Source organism: Streptomyces sp. NPDC058470, assembly GCF_042721055.1.
GTDB lineage: Bacteria > Actinomycetota > Actinomycetes > Streptomycetales > Streptomycetaceae > Streptomyces.
On the sequence record NZ_JBHXMF010000076.1, the window covers coordinates 18503 to 39946 of the forward strand.

The 21444-nt window shown below is 70.5% G+C and carries 19 protein-coding genes; 9 read left to right on the plus strand and 10 right to left on the minus strand.

The genetic code is table 11. The features are described from left to right. Position 1: 1 nt before the first annotated feature. The gene (locus ACFWP7_RS37590; protein WP_384391403.1) at positions 2–928 is read right to left on the minus strand and encodes a DUF3027 domain-containing protein; all 927 of its coding nucleotides are present in this window, start codon (positions 926–928) and stop codon (positions 2–4) included. A gap of 457 nt (positions 929–1385) precedes the next feature. Between ACFWP7_RS37590 and ACFWP7_RS37595 the strand changes: the two genes are divergently transcribed. From ACFWP7_RS37595 to ACFWP7_RS37610, 4 genes are all read left to right on the plus strand, one after another. Further along, the gene (locus ACFWP7_RS37595; protein ID WP_384391406.1) at positions 1386–2810 is read left to right on the plus strand and encodes an MFS transporter; all 1425 of its coding nucleotides are present in this window, start codon (positions 1386–1388) and stop codon (positions 2808–2810) included. A gap of 78 nt (positions 2811–2888) precedes the next feature. Then, complete coding sequence (locus tag ACFWP7_RS37600) at positions 2889–3362, plus strand: DUF2771 domain-containing protein (RefSeq protein ID WP_384391409.1); 474 nt, start codon at positions 2889–2891, stop codon at positions 3360–3362. Further along, positions 3332–4093: a futalosine hydrolase gene (locus tag ACFWP7_RS37605; protein WP_384391412.1), complete on the plus strand. Its 762-nt coding sequence runs from the start codon at positions 3332–3334 to the stop codon at positions 4091–4093. Before ACFWP7_RS37600 ends, ACFWP7_RS37605 begins: the two co-directional genes overlap by 31 nt. Further along, positions 4083–4943, plus strand: a complete 861-nt coding sequence (locus tag ACFWP7_RS37610) for a 1,4-dihydroxy-6-naphthoate synthase (RefSeq protein ID WP_384391415.1) — start codon at positions 4083–4085, stop codon at positions 4941–4943. The genes ACFWP7_RS37605 and ACFWP7_RS37610 overlap by 11 nt, the downstream gene beginning before the upstream one ends. Before the next feature lie 60 nt (positions 4944–5003). On the opposite strand, the gene ACFWP7_RS37615 is transcribed toward ACFWP7_RS37610, so the two are convergent. The 3 genes from ACFWP7_RS37615 to ACFWP7_RS37625 all read right to left on the minus strand — a co-directional run bounded on the left by ACFWP7_RS37615 (position 5004) and on the right by ACFWP7_RS37625 (position 8045). Then, positions 5004–5387, minus strand: a complete 384-nt coding sequence (locus ACFWP7_RS37615) for a cold-shock protein (protein WP_384391417.1) — start codon at positions 5385–5387, stop codon at positions 5004–5006. A 162-nt stretch (positions 5388–5549) separates the two neighbouring features. Then, the gene (locus ACFWP7_RS37620) at positions 5550–6035 is read right to left on the minus strand and encodes a recombinase family protein (protein ID WP_384391420.1); all 486 of its coding nucleotides are present in this window, start codon (positions 6033–6035) and stop codon (positions 5550–5552) included. Between the two features lie 393 nt (positions 6036–6428). Continuing rightward, positions 6429–8045, minus strand: a complete 1617-nt coding sequence (locus ACFWP7_RS37625) for a recombinase family protein (RefSeq protein ID WP_384391423.1) — start codon at positions 8043–8045, stop codon at positions 6429–6431. Between the two features lie 271 nt (positions 8046–8316). Between ACFWP7_RS37625 and ACFWP7_RS37630 the strand changes: the two genes are divergently transcribed. Next, a complete protein-coding gene (locus ACFWP7_RS37630; RefSeq protein ID WP_384391427.1) occupies positions 8317–8640 on the plus strand; it encodes a hypothetical protein in 324 nt (107 codons plus the stop codon). A gap of 68 nt (positions 8641–8708) precedes the next feature. Here the strand turns inward: ACFWP7_RS37630 and ACFWP7_RS37635 are convergent, their stop codons facing one another. Then, a complete protein-coding gene (locus tag ACFWP7_RS37635; RefSeq protein WP_384391430.1) occupies positions 8709–9356 on the minus strand; it encodes an HAD family hydrolase in 648 nt (215 codons plus the stop codon). Between the two features lie 214 nt (positions 9357–9570). After that, positions 9571–10572, minus strand: coding sequence for a hypothetical protein (locus tag ACFWP7_RS37640; RefSeq protein ID WP_384391432.1), 1002 nt, complete (start codon positions 10570–10572; stop codon positions 9571–9573). A 260-nt stretch (positions 10573–10832) separates the two neighbouring features. Here ACFWP7_RS37640 and ACFWP7_RS37645 point away from each other — a divergent pair, with 260 nt between their 5' ends. Further along, a complete protein-coding gene (locus tag ACFWP7_RS37645) occupies positions 10833–13469 on the plus strand; it encodes a helicase-associated domain-containing protein (protein ID WP_384391435.1) in 2637 nt (878 codons plus the stop codon). A gap of 115 nt (positions 13470–13584) precedes the next feature. Beyond that, entirely contained in the window at positions 13585–15237 is a 1653-nt protein-coding gene (locus ACFWP7_RS37650; protein WP_384391438.1) for a DNA repair helicase XPB, read from the plus strand. Here the strand turns inward: ACFWP7_RS37650 and ACFWP7_RS37655 are convergent. After that, the gene (locus tag ACFWP7_RS37655) at positions 15186–16286 is read right to left on the minus strand and encodes a glycosyltransferase 87 family protein (RefSeq protein WP_384391454.1); all 1101 of its coding nucleotides are present in this window, start codon (positions 16284–16286) and stop codon (positions 15186–15188) included. The two genes, ACFWP7_RS37650 and ACFWP7_RS37655, sit on opposite strands and share 52 nt — an antisense overlap. Positions 16287–16411: 125 nt before the next feature. Continuing rightward, positions 16412–16597 (minus strand): hypothetical protein, encoded by a 186-nt coding sequence (locus ACFWP7_RS37660; RefSeq protein WP_384391441.1) that lies wholly within the window; start codon positions 16595–16597, stop codon positions 16412–16414. Between the two features lie 315 nt (positions 16598–16912). Here ACFWP7_RS37660 and ACFWP7_RS37665 point away from each other — a divergent pair, with 315 nt between their 5' ends. After that, complete coding sequence (locus tag ACFWP7_RS37665) at positions 16913–18973, plus strand: HelD family protein (RefSeq protein ID WP_384391443.1); 2061 nt, start codon at positions 16913–16915, stop codon at positions 18971–18973. On the opposite strand, the gene ACFWP7_RS37670 is transcribed toward ACFWP7_RS37665, so the two are convergent. Next, positions 18966–19289, minus strand: a complete 324-nt coding sequence (locus ACFWP7_RS37670) for an ArsR/SmtB family transcription factor (RefSeq protein WP_384391446.1) — start codon at positions 19287–19289, stop codon at positions 18966–18968. The genes ACFWP7_RS37665 and ACFWP7_RS37670 overlap by 8 nt on opposite strands. A gap of 106 nt (positions 19290–19395) precedes the next feature. On the opposite strand from ACFWP7_RS37670, the gene ACFWP7_RS37675 reads away from it, so the two are divergent. After that, positions 19396–20592, plus strand: coding sequence for an MFS transporter (locus tag ACFWP7_RS37675; protein WP_384391449.1), 1197 nt, complete (start codon positions 19396–19398; stop codon positions 20590–20592). Positions 20593–20604: 12 nt separating this feature from the next. Here ACFWP7_RS37675 and ACFWP7_RS37680 read toward each other — a convergent pair whose 3' ends face one another. Next, positions 20605–21300, minus strand: coding sequence for a copper homeostasis protein CutC (locus ACFWP7_RS37680; protein WP_384391452.1), 696 nt, complete (start codon positions 21298–21300; stop codon positions 20605–20607). Positions 21301–21444: the final 144 nt, after the last annotated feature.

Consider the following 21444-nt stretch of genomic DNA (forward strand, 5'->3'; position numbering starts at 1 on the left):
CCTACGAGTGTCCCAACTCTGCCGCAGCCTCGTCCGAGGCCTCCGATACCGACCCCGAGTCCGCCGCCGGGCGCAGCGGGAACGGGTCCACCCGGGTTTCGTCGATCACGTGCGGCGCCGGACGCGGTGGTGCGGGCATGACCGCGGCCTCCGAGTGGCCGCCGCAGCCGTAGGCGAGGGAGACGACGTGACCGTCGGCCGGTGAGAACTCGTTCGCGCAGACCCCGAACGCCTGACCGAGCGAGCCCCCGATCCGGTTGAGGAACCCGCAGCTGACGCACGCCGCCGGCGCGGCCTGCGCCATGGGCGTCTTCGGCCCGTACGACTCCTCCCAGCGGTCCGCCGCGACATGCAGCCCGTACCGGGAGAGGACACGCGCACGGCGCAGCCCCAGCTCCTCGGCGACCGACGCGATCGAACCGCGCATCGGCGCGAGGAGCAGGCCCGCGGGCGTCACACCCGAGACCTCGGCGTCCTCCGCCTCCACCAGCTCGGCCATCTCCTCGGAGAGGGGCGAGTTCGGCGGGGGCTCGTCCTCACCGGTGTAACCCGGCTCCAGGCGCAGATCCTCGGCGTCCGTGGGCAGCAGGTCACCGGGACCGAGGTCACCGGGGCGCAGCCGCTCGCTCCACGGCACCCACTCGGGGGCGAGGAGGGAGTCGGGGCCGGGCAGCAGCACGGTCTCATCGAGGGTGACGAGCTTCGCGCGGGAGGCGCGGGCGACGGTCACGGCCCAGCGCCAGCCGCGGTAGCCCATCTCCTTGCACTCGAAGAAGTGCGTGACGACTCGGTCACCTTCGGAGACGATTTCCACATGCTCGCCGACGACGCCGGGTGCGGCGGCCTCCTCGGCGGCGGCACGGGCGAGGTCGACCGCCTCGGCGCACAGGCGGTCGGGGGTGCGGCTTCGCGTGGTCGCTGCGCTCACAGGTATCGCTTCTCTCCTACGCCGTCTCACGGGTGCGCCATTCCACGGCGGGGGTGCGGACGGAGCGGACCAGGGGACCGCGTCGACGTCCGCGCCCGATCGCACTCGGGCGCACCTACGCCATCCATTCTGCGGGATGACCGAGAGGCGCGCGGCCGAGAACAATCGCCACTGGCGCGCTACGCACGCTACCTTCTCCTGGCCCCTGGGCCCACACCGGCGGGCCTCTTCGGCGCTCCGCGCCGGGTTTTTCGCCGCTCCGCGGCCCCAGCCTCCCGCCGCTCCGCGACCGTTTCCCCGCCGCTCCGCGCCGATATTTCCCACCCGCCCACCCGTCTCGGTCGGCTGGAAAGCACCGGAAAACCCAACCGCTCCAGGCGCCCCCACCCCACCCCACTCGGCCCCCATACGCGCGGTAACCGCACTACGCACCGCCATCTCGGGGCACTATGACGGGGTGGCAGCCGCAAGGTCGCCCCATGGAGCCACCGGGATCGGTGACTCCAAGGGGAGCAGCCGAGGTGGCGGATCGACCCGGGTGAGCGGGTCCGTCCGTGCGCTCGGTCGTGCCCTGCACTTCCCGGTGACGGGAACGGCACGCGGCATCCGCAAGGCGACGCACGCGCACGGCGCGGGCGAGTCGGGCCTGGGAAAACTGATCGAGCTGCACGGCGTGAACGGCGCGGGAGACGTCATGATCACCGTCGCGCTCGCCTCCACCGTCTTCTTCTCGGTGCCCACGGACGAGGCCCGCGGCCGCGTCGCGCTCTACCTCGCCGTCACCATGGCGCCCTTCACCCTCCTCGCCCCCGTGATCGGCCCGCTCCTGGACCGCCTGCCGCACGGTCGGCGCGCCGCGATGGCGGGCGCGATGCTCGCCCGGGCCTTCCTCGCGCTGCTGCTGTCCGGCGCGGTGGTGACCGGTGGCATCGAGCTGTACCCCGCCGCGCTGGGCGTGCTGGTGTCGTCGAAGGCGTACGGGGTGGTGCGCAGCGCCGTCGTGCCACGACTGCTGCCACCGGGGTTCTCCCTGGTGAAGGCCAACTCCCGGGTCACCCTCGGCGGGCTGCTCGCCACCGGTGTGGCCGCACCGATCGGGGCGGGGCTGCAGGCGCTCGGCCCGCGCTATCCGCTCTACGGCGCCTTCGTGATCTTCATCGCGGGGATGTTCCTGTCGTTCTCGCTGCCGCCGAAGGTCGACTCGGCCAAGGGCGAGGACAAGGCGCTGCTCGCGGCGGACCCGGAGCATCTGCACGGGCCGCATCTGAAGAAGGTCCCGCGCCCCGGGCTGCGTACCGTCGGCACCGCCGTCACGCACGCCCTCGCGGCGAACGCCGCCCTGCGCTGCCTCTCCGGCTTCCTGATCTTCTTCCTCGCCTTCCTGATGCGCGAGCACCCGCTGGCCGGGGCGAGCGCGGCGGCCTCGCTGGCGATAGTGGGCGTCTCCGCGGGCGCGGGCAACGCGCTCGGCACGGCGGTCGGAGCTTGGCTGAAATCGCGCGCTCCGGAGATCATCATCGTGACGGTCGTCGCGTTCGTGCTGGCGGCCGCGATCATCGCCGCGGTGTTCTTCGGCGCGGTCCTGGTGGCCTGTCTGGCCGCGGTCGCCGGTTTCGCGCAGGCACTCGCCAAGCTGTCCCTGGACGCGCTGATCCAGCGGGACGTACCCGAACTCGTCCGTACGTCGGCCTTCGCGCGCTCTGAGACGATCTTGCAGATGGCCTGGGTCATCGGCGGCGGCATCGGCATGGCGCTGCCTCTGAACGGCACGCTCGGCCTCTCCGTGGCGGCCGCGATCGTCGCCACCGGCTGGCTCACCACCGTGCGGGGGCTGATCGGGACGGCCCGGCACGGGGGCCCCGCACGGCGACGCGTGGAATAGCCGCGCCGAGATCCACCGGTCGCGGCACGCCGTACCCCACGTGGGGGGACCGGTGGACGTGCCGGATAACCTTCGCCCATGACCTCTGGATTCAGCGCCGCGCGCCGCCGTCGCGCCGTCGCCGCCGTCGGAGCCGTATCCGCCGGACTTCTCGCCCTGTCCGCCTGTGACAAGCCGACGCCGCTGGCCACCATCACGGTCGGCGACAACTCGGTGAGCTCCGAGACCGACTGCTACAACGACGGCAAGGAGGTGAAGGCCGATGAACTGGCCAAGTGCCTCAAGGCCAAGGACATCAAGTCCATCACGGTCGACCCCGACGAGACCGTGCGGTTCGGTGTGGACCCCGACATCGCCGACAAGGGCTGGACGATCCTGATGAACGGTCAGCCGCTGACCGACTCCAGCAAGAAGACGTACCGCACGATCCCCGGCAGCGTGTTCTTCAACGCCCAGTACGGCGCGAGCGGCGACTCCACACTCGTCTCCATCAAGGAGGGCGACACGACGGTCACCGGTCTGTGGTCCTTCACCCTCAAGAAGGACTCCTGACCACGTCCTCCGTACCCGCGGCACATGTCCTCGTAGCCACCGCCGTCCCGGCCGAACGGGACGCGGTGGCACGGGCGTTCGCGCACCAGTCCCCCCTCTTTGAGTTCCAGCTCCCCGGGGCAACCCTCCACCGGGCCGGTGCCCACGACCTGCTCGCCGCCGGCGTCGGTCCCGCCCTCGCCGCCGCGTCGACCGCGACCGCCCTCACCGCGGCCGCCCTGGCGGACACCCCGTACGACCTCGTCATCTCCACGGGTATCGCCGGCGGTTTCCAGCCCGACGCGCCCCTCGGCTCCCTCGTCGTCGCCGACGAGATCACGGTGGCGGACCTGGGCGCCGAGACCGCCGACGGCTTCGTGTCCGTCACCGGACTCGGCTTCGGCGTCGTCAGCCACCGTCCGCCACCGTCACTCGTACGAGACCTCGTGACCGCCACGGGGGGCCGCGCCGGAACGGTCCTGACCGTTTCCACGGTCACCGGCAGCGCCGCCCGCGCCGCCGAACTGCGCGCCCGCCACCCCCGCGCCCTCGCCGAGGCGATGGAGGGCTTCGGGGTCGCCGAGGCCGCCGTCGCACACGGCGTGCCCGTACTGGAGCTGCGTGCGGTCTCCAACCCCGTCGGCCCGCGCGACCGCGCCGCCTGGCGCATCGGCGAGGCGCTCACGGCCCTCACCGAGGCCTTCGCGAAGCTCGCGCCCGTACTGGAGAGTTGGAACCCACATGAGCCCTGAGAAGCTGCCTGAGCCCCTGAAGATCGCGTACTCGCCCTGCCCGAACGACACCTTCGTCTTCGACGCCTGGGCCCACGACCGGGTGCCGGGCGCGCCCGCGCTCGACGTCACCTTCGCGGACATCGACATCACCAACGGCATGGCCGAGCGCGGCGAGTTCGACGTGCTGAAGGTGTCGTACGCCGTGCTGCCGTACGTCCTCGACGCGTACGCGCTGCTGCCCTGCGGAGGCGCGCTCGGCCGGGGCTGCGGGCCCCTGGTGCTCACCCGGGAGGCCGACACGGACCTCACGGGCCGTACGGTCGCCGTGCCGAGCGAGCGGTCGACGGCGTATCTGCTGTTCCGCCTGTGGGCCGCGGACACGCTGCCCGGCGGGGTCGGCGAGGTCGTGGTCATGCCGTTCCACGAGATCATGCCCGCCGTACGGGACGGGAAGGTCGACGCGGGACTCGTCATCCACGAGGCGCGTTTCACGTACCAGAACTACGGGCTGCACAAGCTCGCCGACATGGGCGAGCACTGGGAGCGGACGACCGGCCTGCCCATCCCGCTGGGCGCGATCATCGCCAAGCGCTCACTGGGCGAGGAACGGCTGACCGCGCTCGCCGCGGCGGCCCGTACGTCGGTCCGGATGGCCTGGGACGACCCGGAGATCTCCCGCCCCTACGTCCTGGAACACGCCCAGGAAATGGACCCCGCCGTCGCCGACCAGCACATCGGCCTGTACGTGAACGAGTTCACGGCCGATCTCGGCGACGACGGATACGCGGCGATCAGGGGGCTGCTGACACGCGCGGCGGCCGAGGGGCTGGTACCGCCCCTCGGCCCGAACGCGCTGAACTTCCCGTAGATCCCGCCGAACTTCGCTTGTTCGCGTGGATGCGGATATGGGTCGGCGATGCGATTCGGGTTATACGTCGAGCTGGTCGGCGACCGCTCGCAGCAGGCCCGCGATCTGGCTGCCGGAGGCCTTGTCGGGGTAACGGCCCCTCTCCAGCATGGGCGTGATGTTTTCGAGAAGGGTCGTCAGATCCTGGACGATGGACGCCAGTTCGTCGGGCTTGCGGCGCTGAGCGACCGCCACGGAAGGAGTCGGGTCCAGAAGGACCACCGAAAGCGCCTGGTCGCCGCGCTGGCCGGCGACGACACCGAACTCCACGCGCTGGCCGGGCTTGAGGACTTCGACTCCGGCGGGCAGGACCGAGGAATGAACGAAGACGTCGCCGCCGTCGTCGCGGGAGAGAAAGCCGAAGCCCTTCTCGCTGTTGAACCACTTGACCTTGCCAGTCGGCAAAGCACACGCTCCCTCGATCACTCCCGGACTGGACCCGGACGCCTTTGAACTGCCGTCGTGACAGCCTACCGGGGGTCTCTCCAGGGAGACATGCCTTAAAACGACACCGAGCCCCTGCCTGTATCGACAGAGGCTCAAAGTGGTGCAGGGAGCCTGAGGGGCTTAGCTCTCCTTGGCTTCCCCCTTGATACGGAAGACCGTTGCCCGACCAATCCCATGCTTGGCCGCAACCTTCATGACCCTCATACCGGCTTCCAGGTCTTCCAGGACGGCCGTACGGTCAATCTCCCTGGGACGCCCCCAAGTCTTCCCGCTGGACTCACGAGAGGCACGCGCAGAGGCGCGGCGCTCACGCTGGTGGATCAGCTCCATCTCAGCGAACGTACCAAGCATCAGAAGAGCCATATCGGTAGCCGGACCACCTACGCGGGTGTCAATGGTCGTCACTCCCCCGATCACCAGGTGAATCCCCTTCTCCCTCAGATCTGCGACGAGAGCGAGCACCTTGTGCATGGTGCGCCCGAGCCTGTCCAGGGAAGCCACGTACAGGACGTCACCGGCACGGAGTTGGGAGAGGACAGAGGCCAGACCCTCACGCTCAAAGTCGGTACCGGTCTTCTTGTCGGCGTAGATGCGCTCAGTCGGCACCAACACTGCACGTCTGCCGGTACTGCGATGGACTGACCACAGACCCTGATGACGCGGTAGCCGTCGCACACGACCTCGGCATGAGCGGCCCTGGCTGGACGGTATGGGCTCACCGTGAACACGCTCACCTGGTGAAGCCGGATGAAGCTCCCGTTCGCTTTCTGTCGCGCGTCCTGGTGGCCAAGCTGACTTCCCCTGACGCCAAGTGGCGTAAGGAGTCCTAGAGCCGTTCCGGCTACTGCCCAACCCCTAGGAAGCTCTAGGCACTCGGAACACCAGGGCACCCCCAATTGATATCGAATCGTTAGCGGTTGGGGGTCGAATTCATAAACAATTCAGAAAAAGAATAAGGACCTGCCGATTCGGCGGGGCGTCCTATTTTTACGAATTCCCTTATCGAGCGAATGCTGATGCCTTCCATCGGTATTCTTCCGGTACGTTATGACTAATCACCATTCTCGACATTTTCCCTTTCTTTCCGGGGCGCGAGAGTGCCAATTCATTTGCCATGGTCTGGATATCACCCAGATCCATAACCATTCCCCTCTCACCCTCATCCGCTCCCTTATCCCAAGCCCAGACCTTGACCTGATAGTTTCGAAGGAATTCCCTACGGTCTTCCTGGTCTTTGGCTTCCCAGACTTCCCCGTATTTCTTACCCGTGGATTTGAGTTCGGGATTAGCCCTTTCCTCTTCCTGCTTAGCCAGGAGAGCGACCTTTACCGACAGACCCTTATGCATACGACGGTAGGACTCTTCCTGTCCCTCTCCGTCGTACTCCCCTGCCAGGAAGTCACCTTCCAGCTTCTCCAGGCGTGCCCTGGCTGACTGGAGTTCCCTTTCCTGAGAGGGTCCCGTACCGGCTCGCTCGTACATGTCCCACTTGCCTACGCTCCCCAGAATCTCCTGGTCAACCCACGTATCCAGGAGATCAGCACGGACGTAGAGACCCTCGGTGCATGCCCCGCCCTTGAACTTATTGGAGCAGCGGTAGTACCTGTGTCCCGGAATTCGCTCTCCGTCTTTCCTGGTGTGCCCGGAATTCAGAAGAGAAGTAACCGGCGCTCCACAGTTACCGCACCGAGCAATACCAGCAAGCAGACTCTTAGCACCTGTACGGCTTTCCATTCCCACAGGCTTGGGAGCAGGCTTAATCCTGTCGACCAGGTCTGTCCATTCACCCATCGAAGCCAAAGGCTTCGTAGGGAGGATTACCGGCTCTCCCTGGTCATCTAGAACAGCCTCACCCTTATAGGCGTAGATGCCCGGCACCCAAGAGGAGCGGATGAACTTATTGATGATGGTCGACTGCCACTGAGTTCCCTTGGTTTCCTCCCCCTTCAACTTCCTGAGGTGATCTCCCCATGTGAGTACGCCACGGCTGTTGAAGTCTCGGGCAATCCTGTGTGTGGACTGACCCTCACGGACACGAGAGAAGATCTCTTCCAGGTAGGGGTGGAAGTCCTGGTCAATCTCCAGAACTTTCCGCTTGCCTCCCTCCACCGTCTTGATGCGGTAGCCGGTAGGCGGAGCACCCGTGAGCCATGAACGGTTCTCCAGACGGCTCTGTACGCCGTTCAGGATGCGTGCCTGGATCGTGTCCCACTCAGCCTCAGCGAAGACGGCCGTCATGCGAGCCATCATCTTGCCTTGGGGAGTCGAGAGGTCGAACCCCTCTTCAACGCAGACGATGAACTTCCCATTTTCCTGCGCCCATTCAACTAGTTCATTGAAGTGCATCGAGCGACGGGTGAGCCTGTCCATCTTGGCCGCAATGATCACGTCGAACTCATCGGCTCGGGACGTCAGCCACCTACCGAGTCTCGGACGCTTGAAGGGAGAGATGGAGCCTGAGATGTCCGTGTCCTCTGCCTCGCCCACCAGGACGCCGGACAGGAGCGGGGAGCTGATGTGGTGTCGGATCACGCCACGCTGCCACTCGATGGAGGTGGAGCCGTCCGAGTCGGCAGAGAGACGGAGACAGGCGAGGTAGCGCAGACCAGGTGTCATGGCAGGAGCGTAGCGTTCGCTGTGTGCCTAGGTGACCGGATCGACCTTGCCGGTAGGCACGTCTGTCCTCGTACTCGTCGGGAAACTGCTCTGAAAACTGCTGGGTAGTGCTTTGCAACTGCTCGGCTCGTTGGCGGCAAACTGCTCGGAAACAGCTCTGGATAGCACTACAGCGGGTCGTCGGACCCGCCGGTACCAACGCTAATGGCCTGGCGCCTGCTGACAAGACGTCGCCGGATTGTTCCTTCGCGCTGGGAACTACCCTGGTCGGGTGCGTGACAAAACCCAAGCGAATTCCGCGGAACCCGGTGACCGGCTGATCAGTGCCGGTGCCATCGTGTTCTTCCTCGGTGCCGTGGCCACTCTGGTCACCGTGGCCCCGCTGTTGCTCGATACGGCGCCTTTCCCTACATACATGTTCGGATTGAGCATGCTCATGGGCGTCGGCTTCCTGATGGCCGGAGCGGGGGTGTTCCAGTCGCTCGCCGCGGGACGCCGGCCGGCCCGCGGCGACGCCTCGGGGGAACACGTCAGGCCCCCAGTGGCGCCGCGCCGCGCGGTAGACCCGCCGACCCGGTGCCGCGCCTCGCGGTAGTCCGTCAGGCCCGCAGTGGCGCCTCACGGAAGTCTGTCAGGCCCGCGGCGACGCTTCGGGGTAGCCCGTCAGGCCCGCGGCGACGCCTCGAGGTAGTCCGTCAGCCATGCCGGGAACTCCGTCAGGTCGGCGAGGACCACGTCCGCGCCCGCCGCGCGCAGTTCCGCGGCGTCGCACGGGCCGGTGGGGACCACGACGGAGTACGCGCCAGCGGTGCGTGCGCCGCGTACGTCGCCGGTGTGGTCGCCGACGTACACGCTCGCGCCGTGTTCGCGCAGCGCCTGTGCCTTCTGCTCCGCCCACAGGTTGCCGACCACCGCGTCCGCGTCGATCCGCAGGTGCTTCAGGTGCAGCTTCGCGTTGGGCTCCCATTTCGCGGTGACGACGATCGCGCGGCCGCCCGCCGCCTGTACCGCTGTGACGGCCTCGCGGGCGCCGGGCATCGCGGGTGTGGCCGTGATCGCGTACGTGGGGTACATCTCGCGGTAGACGTCCGCCACGGCGGCGACCTCCTCCGCCGGGAACCAGTTGCCGAGCTCCTCCTCCAGGGGAGGCCCCAGCCGCGTCACCACCAGGTCACAGTCGATGTACGTACCCGTCCGTTCCGAAAGCTCTTGGAAGCAGGCGTGGATCCCGGGCCGGGAGTCGATCAGCGTCATGTCGAGGTCGAAACCGATGGTGAGGGGGGTGCGGGGGCGCGATGTCATATGGGTCATTGTGCCCAGGGGGTAGGGGCGGAGGTTTTTCGCCCCCTCCGCCCGCCCCTGCCCGTCCCGTACTTGCGGGGCTACGCCCCGTTTCAGCCCGTCCGGCGTTTGAGGACGAGCGCGTTCAGCGCGAAGCGGGGGTCCGGGGGGGGGCGGCAGCCCCCGGGAACAAGGGACGGGCAGGGGCGGAGGGGGCGAAAAACCCACCCACGCCCACCCACCGTCACCGCCTCCGCTGCGACCGCCAGACCACATACAACGCCGACCCCACCGCCGCCCCCCGCACGACCCACGGCCAGGTCTGTGCGATCGCGTCGCTCAGGTGCCCCTCGGGGATCGGCTCGCCCCAGCGGCCGTTCGTGCGCCCCCACAGCCAGACGACGCCGGCCGTGACCGCCAGCCCGGGCAGGACGAGGACGGCGCCCTTCCCCTCGGCGGGCGTCAGCCGCCGGGAGGCGTAGGCGATGACCCAGCCGAGGACGAGGGCGAACCAGTTGCCGAGGACGGCACCGGCGACGAGGAGCGCGGCGGCGAGTAGCAGGAGCGGGTTGCTCCACCCGCCGAGGCGGGGGAGGCGGAGGAGACGCCGCGGGGCCTCGACGGCCTCGACCAGGGGGGCATCCACGACGTCCGCAACACCGGCCTTGCCCTCCGTCTCAGGTACCGATCCCCCGGCTTTCTCGTCCTTCTCGACCGGCGGCGGCTTCAGTATCTCGGGAATCTCCACCCCGCCCACGAACCCCGGCACGCTCTCCCCGGGCCCGAACAGGCTGCTGTCCACCCGCCACCAGTCCGGCTGCGTGGCGCTGTTGCCCAGCTCCTCCGCACTCGCGAGGTGCGGCGGGGACGGCACGTCCTCCACGGGGTCCGGTTCCGCGGGGCGGGGCTTCGGGACGGCGCGGCGCAGGCCTTTGGGGCGGGGCTGCGGGGCGTCGGCCTGGCGCTGGGTGGGGACGGCGGCCCAGGTCCCCGTACCGCCGGCCGCCTCTCCCGGGGTGCCCGCGCCCGCGGCGTCGACGATCTCGTCGGGGGTGCCGAGGCGGTCGAGGATCCGGCGGACGGCGGCGGGGCTGTCGGCGGTGGTCCTCGCTCGGCGCCGGTCGATCTCGTTGCGCAGTTCCGACACGAGCCGCATGCGCGTCGCGGACGGCACCTGGCGCTGCTGGGCCAGGTCTCCGACCCGGCTCAGGTAGTCGTAGACCAGCTGGTCGCTCTCAATCCCCACGAAGTCCCCTCCGGGGCGCACGCGTTGCAAACTCCGTGGTCACGACGGTACCGGGTTTTCCGCACCAGCCGCTCCCGAGGATCCGACGTGTCCTGCGTGCCCGGAGCGAGGCCCGGAGGAGGTCCGGTGTGAGGTCGGGCGAGGCCCCGCACGGAACCCGCCCCGGAACCCGCCCCGGACCCCGCCCCCTCTGCCCAGGGCCGACCCCGAGGTCAGGCAGGTCAGGGGCACAGGAGCCGAAACCCGCTACCGTTGGCCGGATGAGCACCGAGGAGCACCCCACCACGGCCTCCGCCCCCGCGGGGAACGCTCCGCGTTCGCTGGCGGAAGCCCTCCGCACACGCGACGACGCCTCGCTGGCCGCCCTCCTCAGTGCCCGCCCTGACCTGATCACCCCCGTCCCCACGGACCTGACGCAGCTGGCCACCAGGGCGGGCACGCGCGCGTCGGTCGTGCGGGCCCTGGAGCGCCTGGACCGGTTCGCCCTGCAGACGGCGGAGGCCCTGGCCGTGGCGCCGGAACCGGCGGCGTACGACGATCTCCTTGCCCTGCTGGCGGGCGACGACCGCGACCCGGTGGTCATCGGGGCCTTCCCGCGGGCTCTCGGTACGCTCCGCGAGCAGGCGCTCGTCTGGGGGCCCGACGACCGGCTGCGTCTCGTCCGCACGGCCCGTGAGCTGCTCGCGCCGGTTCCGCAGCATCCGTCCCCGACGGGCCTCGGCCCGACGGTCGCGGAGGCCACGGCGGGCATGTCGCCGGGGCGTATCCAGGAGATCGTGACCGCGGCGGGGCTGCCGAGCACCCATGACTCCGTGTCGGCCAGGGCGGCGCTGACCGGCCTGTTCACGGACCGCAGCAGGATGTCGGCGCTCCTCGACAGCGCCCCGGCCGAGTCCGTGGACGTCCTGTCCCGGCTGGTGTGGGGGCCACCGTACGGACAGGTGACCGCCGATCCGGCGCGCCATCTGCGCTGGCTGATCGACCGGGGGCTGCTGCTGCCGACGGCGCCCGGCACGGTCGTCCTGCCCCGGGAGGTGGCCCTGCACCTGCGGGCGGGCCGCGCGCACCGGGTGACGGAGCCGGTGGCGCCGACCGTGGAGGCCGCGGCGACGCACCGTCCACAGGTTGTGGACAGCACCGCGGCGGGCCAGGCGTACACGGCGCTCGCGACCGTCGAGGAACTGCTGAAGGACTGGCACGAGGGCGGTCCGGCCGTGCTGCGCGCGGGCGGGCTGAGCGTGCGGGATCTGAAGCGGACGGCGGTGGCGCTGGACGTGTCGGAGCCGGTGGCCGCGTTCTGGGTCGAACTCGCCTATGCGGCGGGCCTGCTGGCGTCGGACGGTGCGGCGGAGGAGCGGTACGCGGCGACGCCCGCGTACGACGAGTGGCTGGAGCTGCCTTCCGCCGAGCGTTGGGGGCGGCTCGCCTCGGCGTGGCTGACGGCGACCCGTGCGCCGGGTCTGGTCGGCGGGCGGGACGCGAAGGACCGTACGTTGTCGGCGCTCGGCCCCGGTCTGGACCGCTCCGCGGCCTCCGAGGTCCGCCACCGCGTCCTCGCACTCCTGGCCGCCCTCCCCCAGGGCGCCTCCCCCGCCGCGGCCTCCGTCCTCGCGCGCCTCCAGTGGGAACGCCCGCCGCGAAGCCCGCAGTCGACGGACGACCTGCGCACCCGGCTCGCGCGCTGGACCCTGTCGGAGGCGGAGTCGCTGGGTATGACGGGCCGGGGGGCGCTGTCGGCACAGGGGCGGGCGCTGCTCGGTCTGCCGCCGGCGGCCGCCCACGACGCCGATTCGGCAGCCGGCCACGACGCAGGTTCCACGACCGGGCATCACGCAGGTTCCACCGCCCACGCCGCCGGTTCCGCGGCAGGACCCGGCGACAAACTCCCCGTCCACAAGCGCCCGCATCCCGCCCCCGTGTCTCCCCGCTCCCCCGCCGAGCAGGCCGCAGCCGCCGAGCGGGCGGTCCGGCTGCTCGCCCCCCTCCTGCCCGAGCCGCTGGACCACGTCCTCCTCCAGGCGGACCTGACCGCGGTCGCGCCGGGCCCGCTGCAACGCCCGCTCGCCGACACGCTGGGCGTCCTCGCGGACGTCGAGTCGAAAGGCGGGGCGACCGTCTACCGCTTCACGCCCGGGTCGGTGCGGCGGGCGCTGGACGCGGGCCGGTCGGCGTCCGACCTGCATGCGTTCCTCGCCGCGCACTCGCGGACGCCCGTCCCGCAGCCGCTCACGTATCTGATCGACGACGTGGCGCGCAGGCACGGCCATCTGCGGATCGGCTCGGCGTCGGCGTACGTGCGCTGCGACGACGACTCGATGCTGAACGAGATCCTCGCCGACAAGCGGTCCCAGGTGCTGCGCCTGAGACGCCTCGCGCCCACCGTGCTCGCCGCACAGGCCGATCCGGGGGCCCTCCTCGAAGGGCTGCGGGCGATGGGCTTCGCGCCCGCCGCCGAGTCCGCGGAGGGCGACGTCCTGATCACCCGCGCGCACGCCCGCCGCACCCCGCCGCGCTCCGCCCCCGCGCCCGTCCCGGACGGCCCGCCGATCCCCGACGCCACCCTTCTCGGCGCCGCCGTCCGCGCCATCCGCGCCGGCGACCTGGCCTCCACGACGCCCCGCAAGCCCACCTCCGACGGTGGGCCGCCCGGCAGCGGCGACCTCCCCCGCACCAGCCCCGCCGAGACCCTCGCCACCGTGCAGGCCGCCGTGATGACCGGCGAGGCCCTCTGGATCGGCTACGTCAACGCGGAGGGCACCGCCACCCAGCGGGTCATCGCCCCGATCCGTGTCGAGGGCGGTTTCGTGACGGCGTACGACCACACGGCGGACGAGGTACGGACGTATCCGCTGCACCGGGTCACGGGAGTCGCGGAACTGGCCGACGGACAGGCCTGAGCCGACGGACAAGGGTGCGCGACCGGCCACCACGCATGATCGTCCGCCGGTGATGCACACTGGACGTTTGGCCAAGCATCCGCGTGTGGGTGCCGCCGCGCAGAAAGGTACGGGCGTGAACGGACCTCTCATCGTCCAGAGCGACAAAACACTCCTGCTCGAAGTCGACCACGAGAACGCCGACGCGTGCCGTCGGGCCATCGCGCCGTTCGCCGAGCTGGAGCGGGCGCCCGAGCACATCCACACCTACCGGGTGACGCCGCTCGGGCTGTGGAACGCGCGGGCGGCCGGGCACGACGCCGAGCAGGTCGTGGACGCGCTCGTCGAGTTCAGCCGCTATCCCGTGCCGCACGCGCTGCTGGTGGACATCGCGGAGACGATGGACCGCTATGGGCGGCTCACGCTCAGCAAGCACCCCGCCCACGGCCTGGTCCTCACCACCACCGACCGGCCGGTCCTGGAGGAGATCCTGCGGTCCAAGCGGGTCGCGCCGCTGGTCGGCGCCCGGCTCGACCCGGACACGGTCGCCGTGCACCCCTCCGAGCGCGGCCAGATCAAGCAGACACTGCTGAAGCTGGGCTGGCCGGCCGAGGACCTCGCCGGGTACGTCGACGGCGAGGCGCACGCGATCGAGCTGGACGAGACGGGGTGGGCGCTGCGGCCCTACCAGCGGCAGGCCGTGGAGAACTTCTGGCACGGCGGCAGCGGGGTCGTCGTACTGCCCTGCGGCGCCGGCAAGACCCTGGTCGGTGCCGGGGCGATGGCCGAGGCCAAGGCCACCACCCTCATCCTCGTCACGAACACCGTCTCGGCCCGGCAGTGGAAGCACGAGCTGGTGAAGCGGACGTCGCTGACCGAGGAGGAGATCGGCGAGTACAGCGGTACGCGCAAGGAGATCCGGCCCGTCACCATCGCGACGTACCAGGTGCTGACGACGAGGCGGAAGGGCATCTATCCGCACCTGGAGCTCTTCGACTCCCGCGACTGGGGACTCATCCTCTACGACGAGGTGCATCTGCTGCCCGCGCCCGTCTTCAAGTTCACCGCCGACCTCCAGGCGCGGCGGCGGCTCGGTCTGACGGCGACCCTGGTGCGGGAGGACGGCCGTGAGTCGGACGTGTTCTCGCTCATCGGGCCGAAGCGGTTCGACGCGCCGTGGAAGGAGATCGAGGCGCAGGGGTACATCGCGCCCGCCGACTGCGTCGAGGTCCGCGTCAATCTCACCGAGACCGAGCGGCTCGCCTACGCGACCGCCGAGACCGAGGAGAAGTACCGCTACTGTGCGACGACCGCGACCAAGCGGAAGGTGACGGAGGCGCTGGTACGGCGGTTCGCGGGGCAGCAGATCCTGGTGATCGGCCAGTACATCGACCAACTCGACGAGCTGGGCGAGCACTTGAACGCGCCGGTCATCAAGGGCGAGACGAGCAACGCGCAGCGCGAGAAGCTGTTCGGCGCCTTCCGCGAGGGCGAGATCAGCGTGCTGGTCGTCTCCAAGGTCGCGAACTTCTCCATCGACCTGCCCGAGGCGACCGTCGCCATCCAGGTGTCGGGGACCTTCGGTTCCCGGCAGGAGGAGGCCCAGCGGCTGGGTCGCGTGCTGCGGCCGAAGGCCGACGGTCACCAGGCGCACTTCTACTCCGTCGTCGCCCGCGACACCATCGACCAGGACTTCGCCGCCCATCGGCAGCGGTTCCTGGCGGAGCAGGGGTACGCCTACCGGATCATGGACGCCGATGAGTTGCTGGCGGCGGACAAGGACAACTGAGACGCCAGTACGGCCAGTCCCAGGAGCGCGTAGGGGGAGGCCAGTACCTGCTGCCACCAAGGGAGTTGCAGGTCCAGGTCGCCCTGGTGCGGGACCAGCCAGAGGGTGCGGGCCGTGAAGACGGCCGTCACCGCCGCGGCCAGGTGGAGGCGGCGTTCGGCGTAGAGCACGGTGATCAGCGGTACGCACCACACCCAGTGGTGCGACCAGCTGATGGGACAGACGAGGAGGGCCGTGGTGGCGGTGAGCAGGATGCCCCAGCGGTCCTGGGGGGCGCGGCGGGCGAGCCAGAGGCCGGTGCAGGCGACGGCCGCCGCGGGCAGTGCCCAGGCGAGGCCCGGCGAGGGCTCCCTCAGGGCGCGGGCGACCAGCCCCTGAAGCGACTGGTTGTCGACGATCCACACCTTGCCGACGCGGCCGGTCTCGTACAGTCGCCGGGTCCAGAAGTCGGCGCTGGCGGCGGGGAGTACGAGCGCGCCGAGCAGTACGGTTCCGGCGAAGGCCGACCCGGCCGTGGCCGCCTCCCGTCGGCGGCCTCTGAGCAGCAGATACGCGATGAAGAGGGCCGGGGTCAGTTTCACTCCGGCGGCGATGCCGAGCGCGATTCCCTTGCCGCGGGCGCCGGTCGGTCGGGTGAGGTCCCAGAGGATCAGCACCGCGAGGGCGAGGTTGATCTGGCCGAACAGGACGGTCTGGAAGACGGGTTCGAGCCAGAGGGCGAGGGCGGTGGCGGCGCAGACGGCGGGGGTCTTCGCGGGCAGGTCCGCGAGGCGGCAGGAGAGCCGGACCAGCGCGGCGAGCAGGGCCACGTTCCCGGCGACGAAGGCCAGTTTGAGGGCGGCGAGCGGCAGCCAGGTCGTCGGTACGAAGAGGAGTGCCGCGAAGGGCGGGTACGTCGCGGGCAGCCGCCACCGGGTGACGGTGAACCCGTAGAGGTCCGTGCCGTTCGCCACGGCCGCGCCTTCCGCCCGGTAGACCAGTACGTCGGCCATGGGGGCGCGCGTGACAACGCACAGCGCGGAGAAGGCGGCGAGGGAGACGATCAGCAGGGCGCGCGCGGAGGCGACTTCGGTGGGTGAGTGGTCGATCACGTTCCGTTGAAGCACGGAGTGACCCTAGTGTCCGGGCAGTTCGGCCCGGCGTACGGCTCACCGCCGCGGGTCTGGCATAGGGCTCAGCGACGCCGTACGCCCGCCTCCTCTCCGTACTCGCCGAGGAGGACCACGCTGAGGGCGGCGCCCGCGAACACCTTGACGGCGCGCAGGGCGTCACCGACGCGGTGGCGGCGGTGGACTCCGGAGACGGCGGTCGCACCGCCGGTGTGGACAGGGGGGCCTGGGGTGAAGGTAGCTGCGCTCATGTATCCATGGTGGAACTCGCGGCCCCGGATGGCGTCGGCCTTCCGACCGAACCTCGGCGGCCCCCCGTACACCTGTGGGCCGCCCCTCGTACGCCTCACGACGGACCCCGTCCCCTAGGACTCCTACGGGTGCACCCCTGAGACCGAGGAGCAGGCCCACCCCTGACGGCGCGGAAAAACGATTGGCCCCGAGATCCCCCGCTCGCCTAGAATCTCCGCTCTTGCCCGCCTCCCCGCGCGGAGCGCCGCCGTCCGGACGGAAACCGGACGGCATCCAGGAATCACCCACGCAGCAGGTCTCCCGGAGGCACCCCCTTGTCCAGCCCGTCCGACCGTCCGCTCCACGCCGACGACGACCCCCTCTCCCGCGAGCGCACTCATCTCGGTGACTCCCGTGCCGCCCTGCGCGCGATGCGCGAGGACGTCGAGAACCTCGACATCAAGGACGTCACCGCGAACTGGGTGAACGCGGCCGTCCTGCAGCGCCAGATGGACGACCGCATCAAGGCCCTCGCCGACCTCAGCCACACCCCGCTGTTCTTCGGCCGCCTCGACTACCTGCACGCACCCGGCGCGGAAAGGGCCGAGGGCGCGGAGGGCGAGCGTTTCTACATCGGGCGGCGGCACGTCCACGACGCCGGCGGTGACCCGATGGTCATCGACTGGCGCGCACCGGTGTCGCAGCCGTTCTACCGGGCCTCGAAGAAGCACCCGATGGACGTCGGACTGCGCCGCCGGTTCGGTTACACGGGCGGCGACCTTACGGCGTACGAGGACGAGCACCTCTCCGACCCGTCCGAGGCGGCGGCCACCAGCAAGCTGCTCCAGCAGGAGATCGAGCGCCCGCGCGTGGGCCCGATGCGTGACATCGTGGCGACGATCCAGCCGGAGCAGGACGAGATCGTACGAGCGGGGCTCTCCGGCTCCGTCTGTGTGCAGGGCGGTCCCGGCACCGGCAAGACGGCCGTCGGCCTGCACCGTGTCGCGTATCTGCTGTACGCCCATCGCGAGCGGCTCGCCCGCACCGGCACCCTCGTCATCGGGCCGAACAGCTCCTTCTTGCACTACATCGAGCAAGTGCTGCCCGCGCTCGGCGAGTTGGAGGTCAAGCAGGCGACGGTCGACGACCTCGTCGCGCATGTGGAGGTGCGGGGCACGGACGGGGCCACCGCCGCGGTCATCAAGGGCGACGCCCGGATGGCCGAGGTGCTGCGCGGGGCGGTCCGTTCGCACGTGACGCTGCCGACCGAGCCGGTGATGGTCGTACGGGGCTCACGGCGCTGGCGCGTCCCCGCGTACGAACTGGAGAAGATCGTCCGAGAGTTGCTGGACCGCGACATCCGGTACGGCGCGGCCCACGACGCCCTTCCGCAGCGGATCGCGCATGCCGTCCTTGTCCAGATGGAGCGCTCGGGCGAGGCGCCGGACGACCGGGTGCAGGACGCCGTCGCCCGCAACCCCGCCGTGAAGGCCGCGGTCAAGGCGATCTGGCCGGTCGTCGATCCGGCCAAGCTCGTCCTGCGTCTCCTCTCCGACGCGGACTTCCTCGCCGTACACGCGGCGGGAATCCTCGACGAGGACGAGCAGAAGGAGATCCTCTGGCAGAAGCCGGCACGGACCGTGAAGGCCGCCAAGTGGGCTTTGGCGGACGCCGTGTTGATCGACGAGGCGACCGACCTCGTACAGCGGACGCACTCGCTCGGGCATGTCGTCCTCGATGAGGCGCAGGACCTGTCGCCGATGCAGTACCGGGCGGTGGGGCGGCGCTGCACCACCGGTTCGGCGACCGTGCTCGGCGACCTCGCGCAGGGTACGACCCCCTGGGCGACGCGGAGTTGGGCCGAGGCGCTCGGTCATCTCGGCAAGGGCGAGGCGGTGGTGGAGGAGCTGACGGCGGGTTTCCGTGTCCCCACGGATGTCATCACGTATGCGTCCCGACTGCTGCCGCACATCGCGCCGGGGCTGACGCCGGTGGCGTCGGTGCGGGAGAACCCTGGCTTCTTCGAGGTGCGCACGACGTCCGGTGACTCCGAAGTCGTCGCGGCCTGCGAGGAGTTGCTCCGCCAGGAGGGCTCGACCGGCCTGATCGCGGCGGACGCCCGTATCCCCGTACTCGCCGAGGCGCTGACGACCGCCGGGATCACCTACCTCGGCCCCGGCGAGGAGACGACCCCCGACACCCGCCTCACCCTCGTGCCCGCCTCGCTCGCCAAGGGCCTTGAGTACGACTACGTGGTCCTGGACGAGCCGCAGGCCGTGGTCGACGGCGAACCCGACGAACGCACCGGTCTGCGCCGCCTGTACGTGGCCCTGACCCGAGCGGTGTCGGGCCTGATCGTGACGCACGCGGCGCCGCTGCCCGTCCAGCTCACATAGGGGGTCCGAGGAGCGCGTCCAGGAGGCCGGGGAACCTGGCGTCGAGATCGTCGCGCCGCAGCTGGACATAACGGTTGCGGCCGACGACCCGCGTCGAGGTGATCCCGGCCTCACGCATGATGCGCATGTGGTGCGAGACGGTCGACTTGTGCAGATGCCCGATGCCGAGCGCGTCGGGCGAACAGCTGTACGGCACACCGGCCGCGTACACCTTCAACAGCGACAGCCGCACGGGGTCGCCGAGCGCGTGCAGCACCTTGACCAGCTCGATGTCGTCCGCGTCGGGCTGCGGCAGCCGCTCGCCTTCCTCGCCCATGCCCGGGCTCCTCTCCTCGTACTGTTTGACAATCATCCAACAGTCTCTATTGTTTGACCAACGTCAAACCATCATCGCACTGTTTGCGGACCACCTGGGGGACCCCGTGCGCCTAAGACTGCTCCTGCTCGCCCTCGGCACCTTCGCCGTCGGAACGGACGGCATGGTGATGGCAGGCATCCTGCCGCTCATCGCCCGCGATCTGGACGTCTCCATCTCGGTCGCCGGACAGACGGTGACCGTCTTCGCCCTGGCGTACGCGGTCCTCGCACCCGTGCTCGCGGCGGCGACCGCCCGCTGGCCGCGCCGCCGCACCCTGCTCATCGCACTCACCGTCTTCACCCTCGCCAACTGCCTCACGGCGCTGGCCCCTTCGTACGGCACCCTGCTCGCCACCCGGGTACTCGCCGCCGCCGGAGCCGCCCTCTACACCCCCACCGCCAACGGCGTCGCGACCGGACTGGTGCCGCCGGAGCGGCGCGGCCGGGCCATCGCCGTGGTGATGGGCGGGCTGACCGTCGCCACCGCGCTCGGGGTCCCGCTGGGCACCTGGATCGGCCGCAGCGACTGGCGGCTGACGATGTGGCTGGTGACCGGCCTCGGGGTGGCCGCGTTCGCAGGCCTCGCCCTGCTGCTGCGCGAACTCCCGCAACCAGCCGCGGCGTTGAGCCTGCGGGACCGGGTGGCACCGCTCGCCAACCCTCGCGTGCTGGGCGCGGCGCTGACCACCTTCCTGGTCTTCCTCTCCTTCCAGACCTCGTTCATCTACTACACCGTGGGCACGCACGCGGCGACCGGCGGCGACCAGGACCGGCTGACGCTGCTGCTCCTGGTCTCCGGGATCGCCTCGGTCGGCGGCTCCTCGATCGGCGGACGGCTGGTGGACAAGTGGGGGCCACGCGCCGTCATCCTGACGAGCAGCACGGCGTACGTCGTCCTCGCCGCCACCGCGCCCTGGACCCTGCGCACCATGCCGACGGCGCTCGTCGCCTCCGCGCTGACCCCGCTGGTCGGCTGGGGCATCGCGGTCGCCCTGATCACCCGGGTGGCCTCCCTCGACCCGCCCAACGCGCCCGTCCTGGTGTCCCTGAACAGCAGCGCGCTCTACCTGGGCATGGCGGCGGCGGGCGGCACCGGCAGCCTGGCGATCGCGCTGTTCGGCGACCGCTGGTTCCTGCTGGTGGGAGCGGGCCTGATGGTGCTGGCGACGGCGGTGGCCGCGGTCACGACACGGGAGCGGTCGGGTGACCTCCGGCACCTGGCACCGGAGGCCGTCAACAGCCCTGCCGGGTCGACCACTTGACCCTCGGCCGTCCTACGCGTCCAGGACCTGCCGCCACTCCCGTACCGCCTCCGCCGAGACCGGCCCGGCCCAGCCGCCGGGCCGGGCGGCCCCGCCGATGTGGAAGGCGTCGACGCCCGCGGCACGCAGCCGGGGCACGTGGTCGAGGCGCAGGCCGCCGCCGACCATGATCTGCGGCTCGTAGCCGGGCTCACCGCTGCGGGCGGCCTCGGCGAGGAGGGTGGGCATCCCGTCGTCGACCCCGGCCGGGGAACCGGCGGTCAGGTAGGCGTCGAGGCCCGGCAGGTCCGCGAGCGGCTTGCGCAGGGCGTCGCGGTCGGCGGCGCGGTCGATCGCACGGTGGAAGGTCCAGCGGCAGCCGTCCAGCTCGGCGACGATCCGCTCCACGGCGGCCAGGTCGGGGCCGCCGTGCTCGTCCAGGAACCCGAGCACGAACTCGTCCGCCCCCGCGCCGCGCAGCTCGCCGGCGACGCGTACCAGCGCGTCGACATCGCCCGCCGCGAAACCGTCCGAGAGCCTCAGCATCACGCGCAGCGAGACGTCGACCGCGGCCCGGATCCCGGCGAAGGTCTCCACCGGCGGGGTGAGCCCGTCCGCGGCCATGTCGGTGACCAGCTCAAGGCGGTCCGCGCCTCCGGCCTCAGCGGCGACCGCATCCTCCACACCGAGAGCGATCACCTCCAGGAGTGCACGCTTGCGCTTGCTCATCGGACCTCTTCCCTTGGGGGCGGCTACAGGTCTAGTCCAATCCAAGCGTACGCGAGATCCTCCACCCCCGGCCGGAGATCTTCCAGCCCGTCCGGCGTTTGAGGACGAGGCCGTCCAGGCCGACAGCGGGGGTCTGGGGGCGGC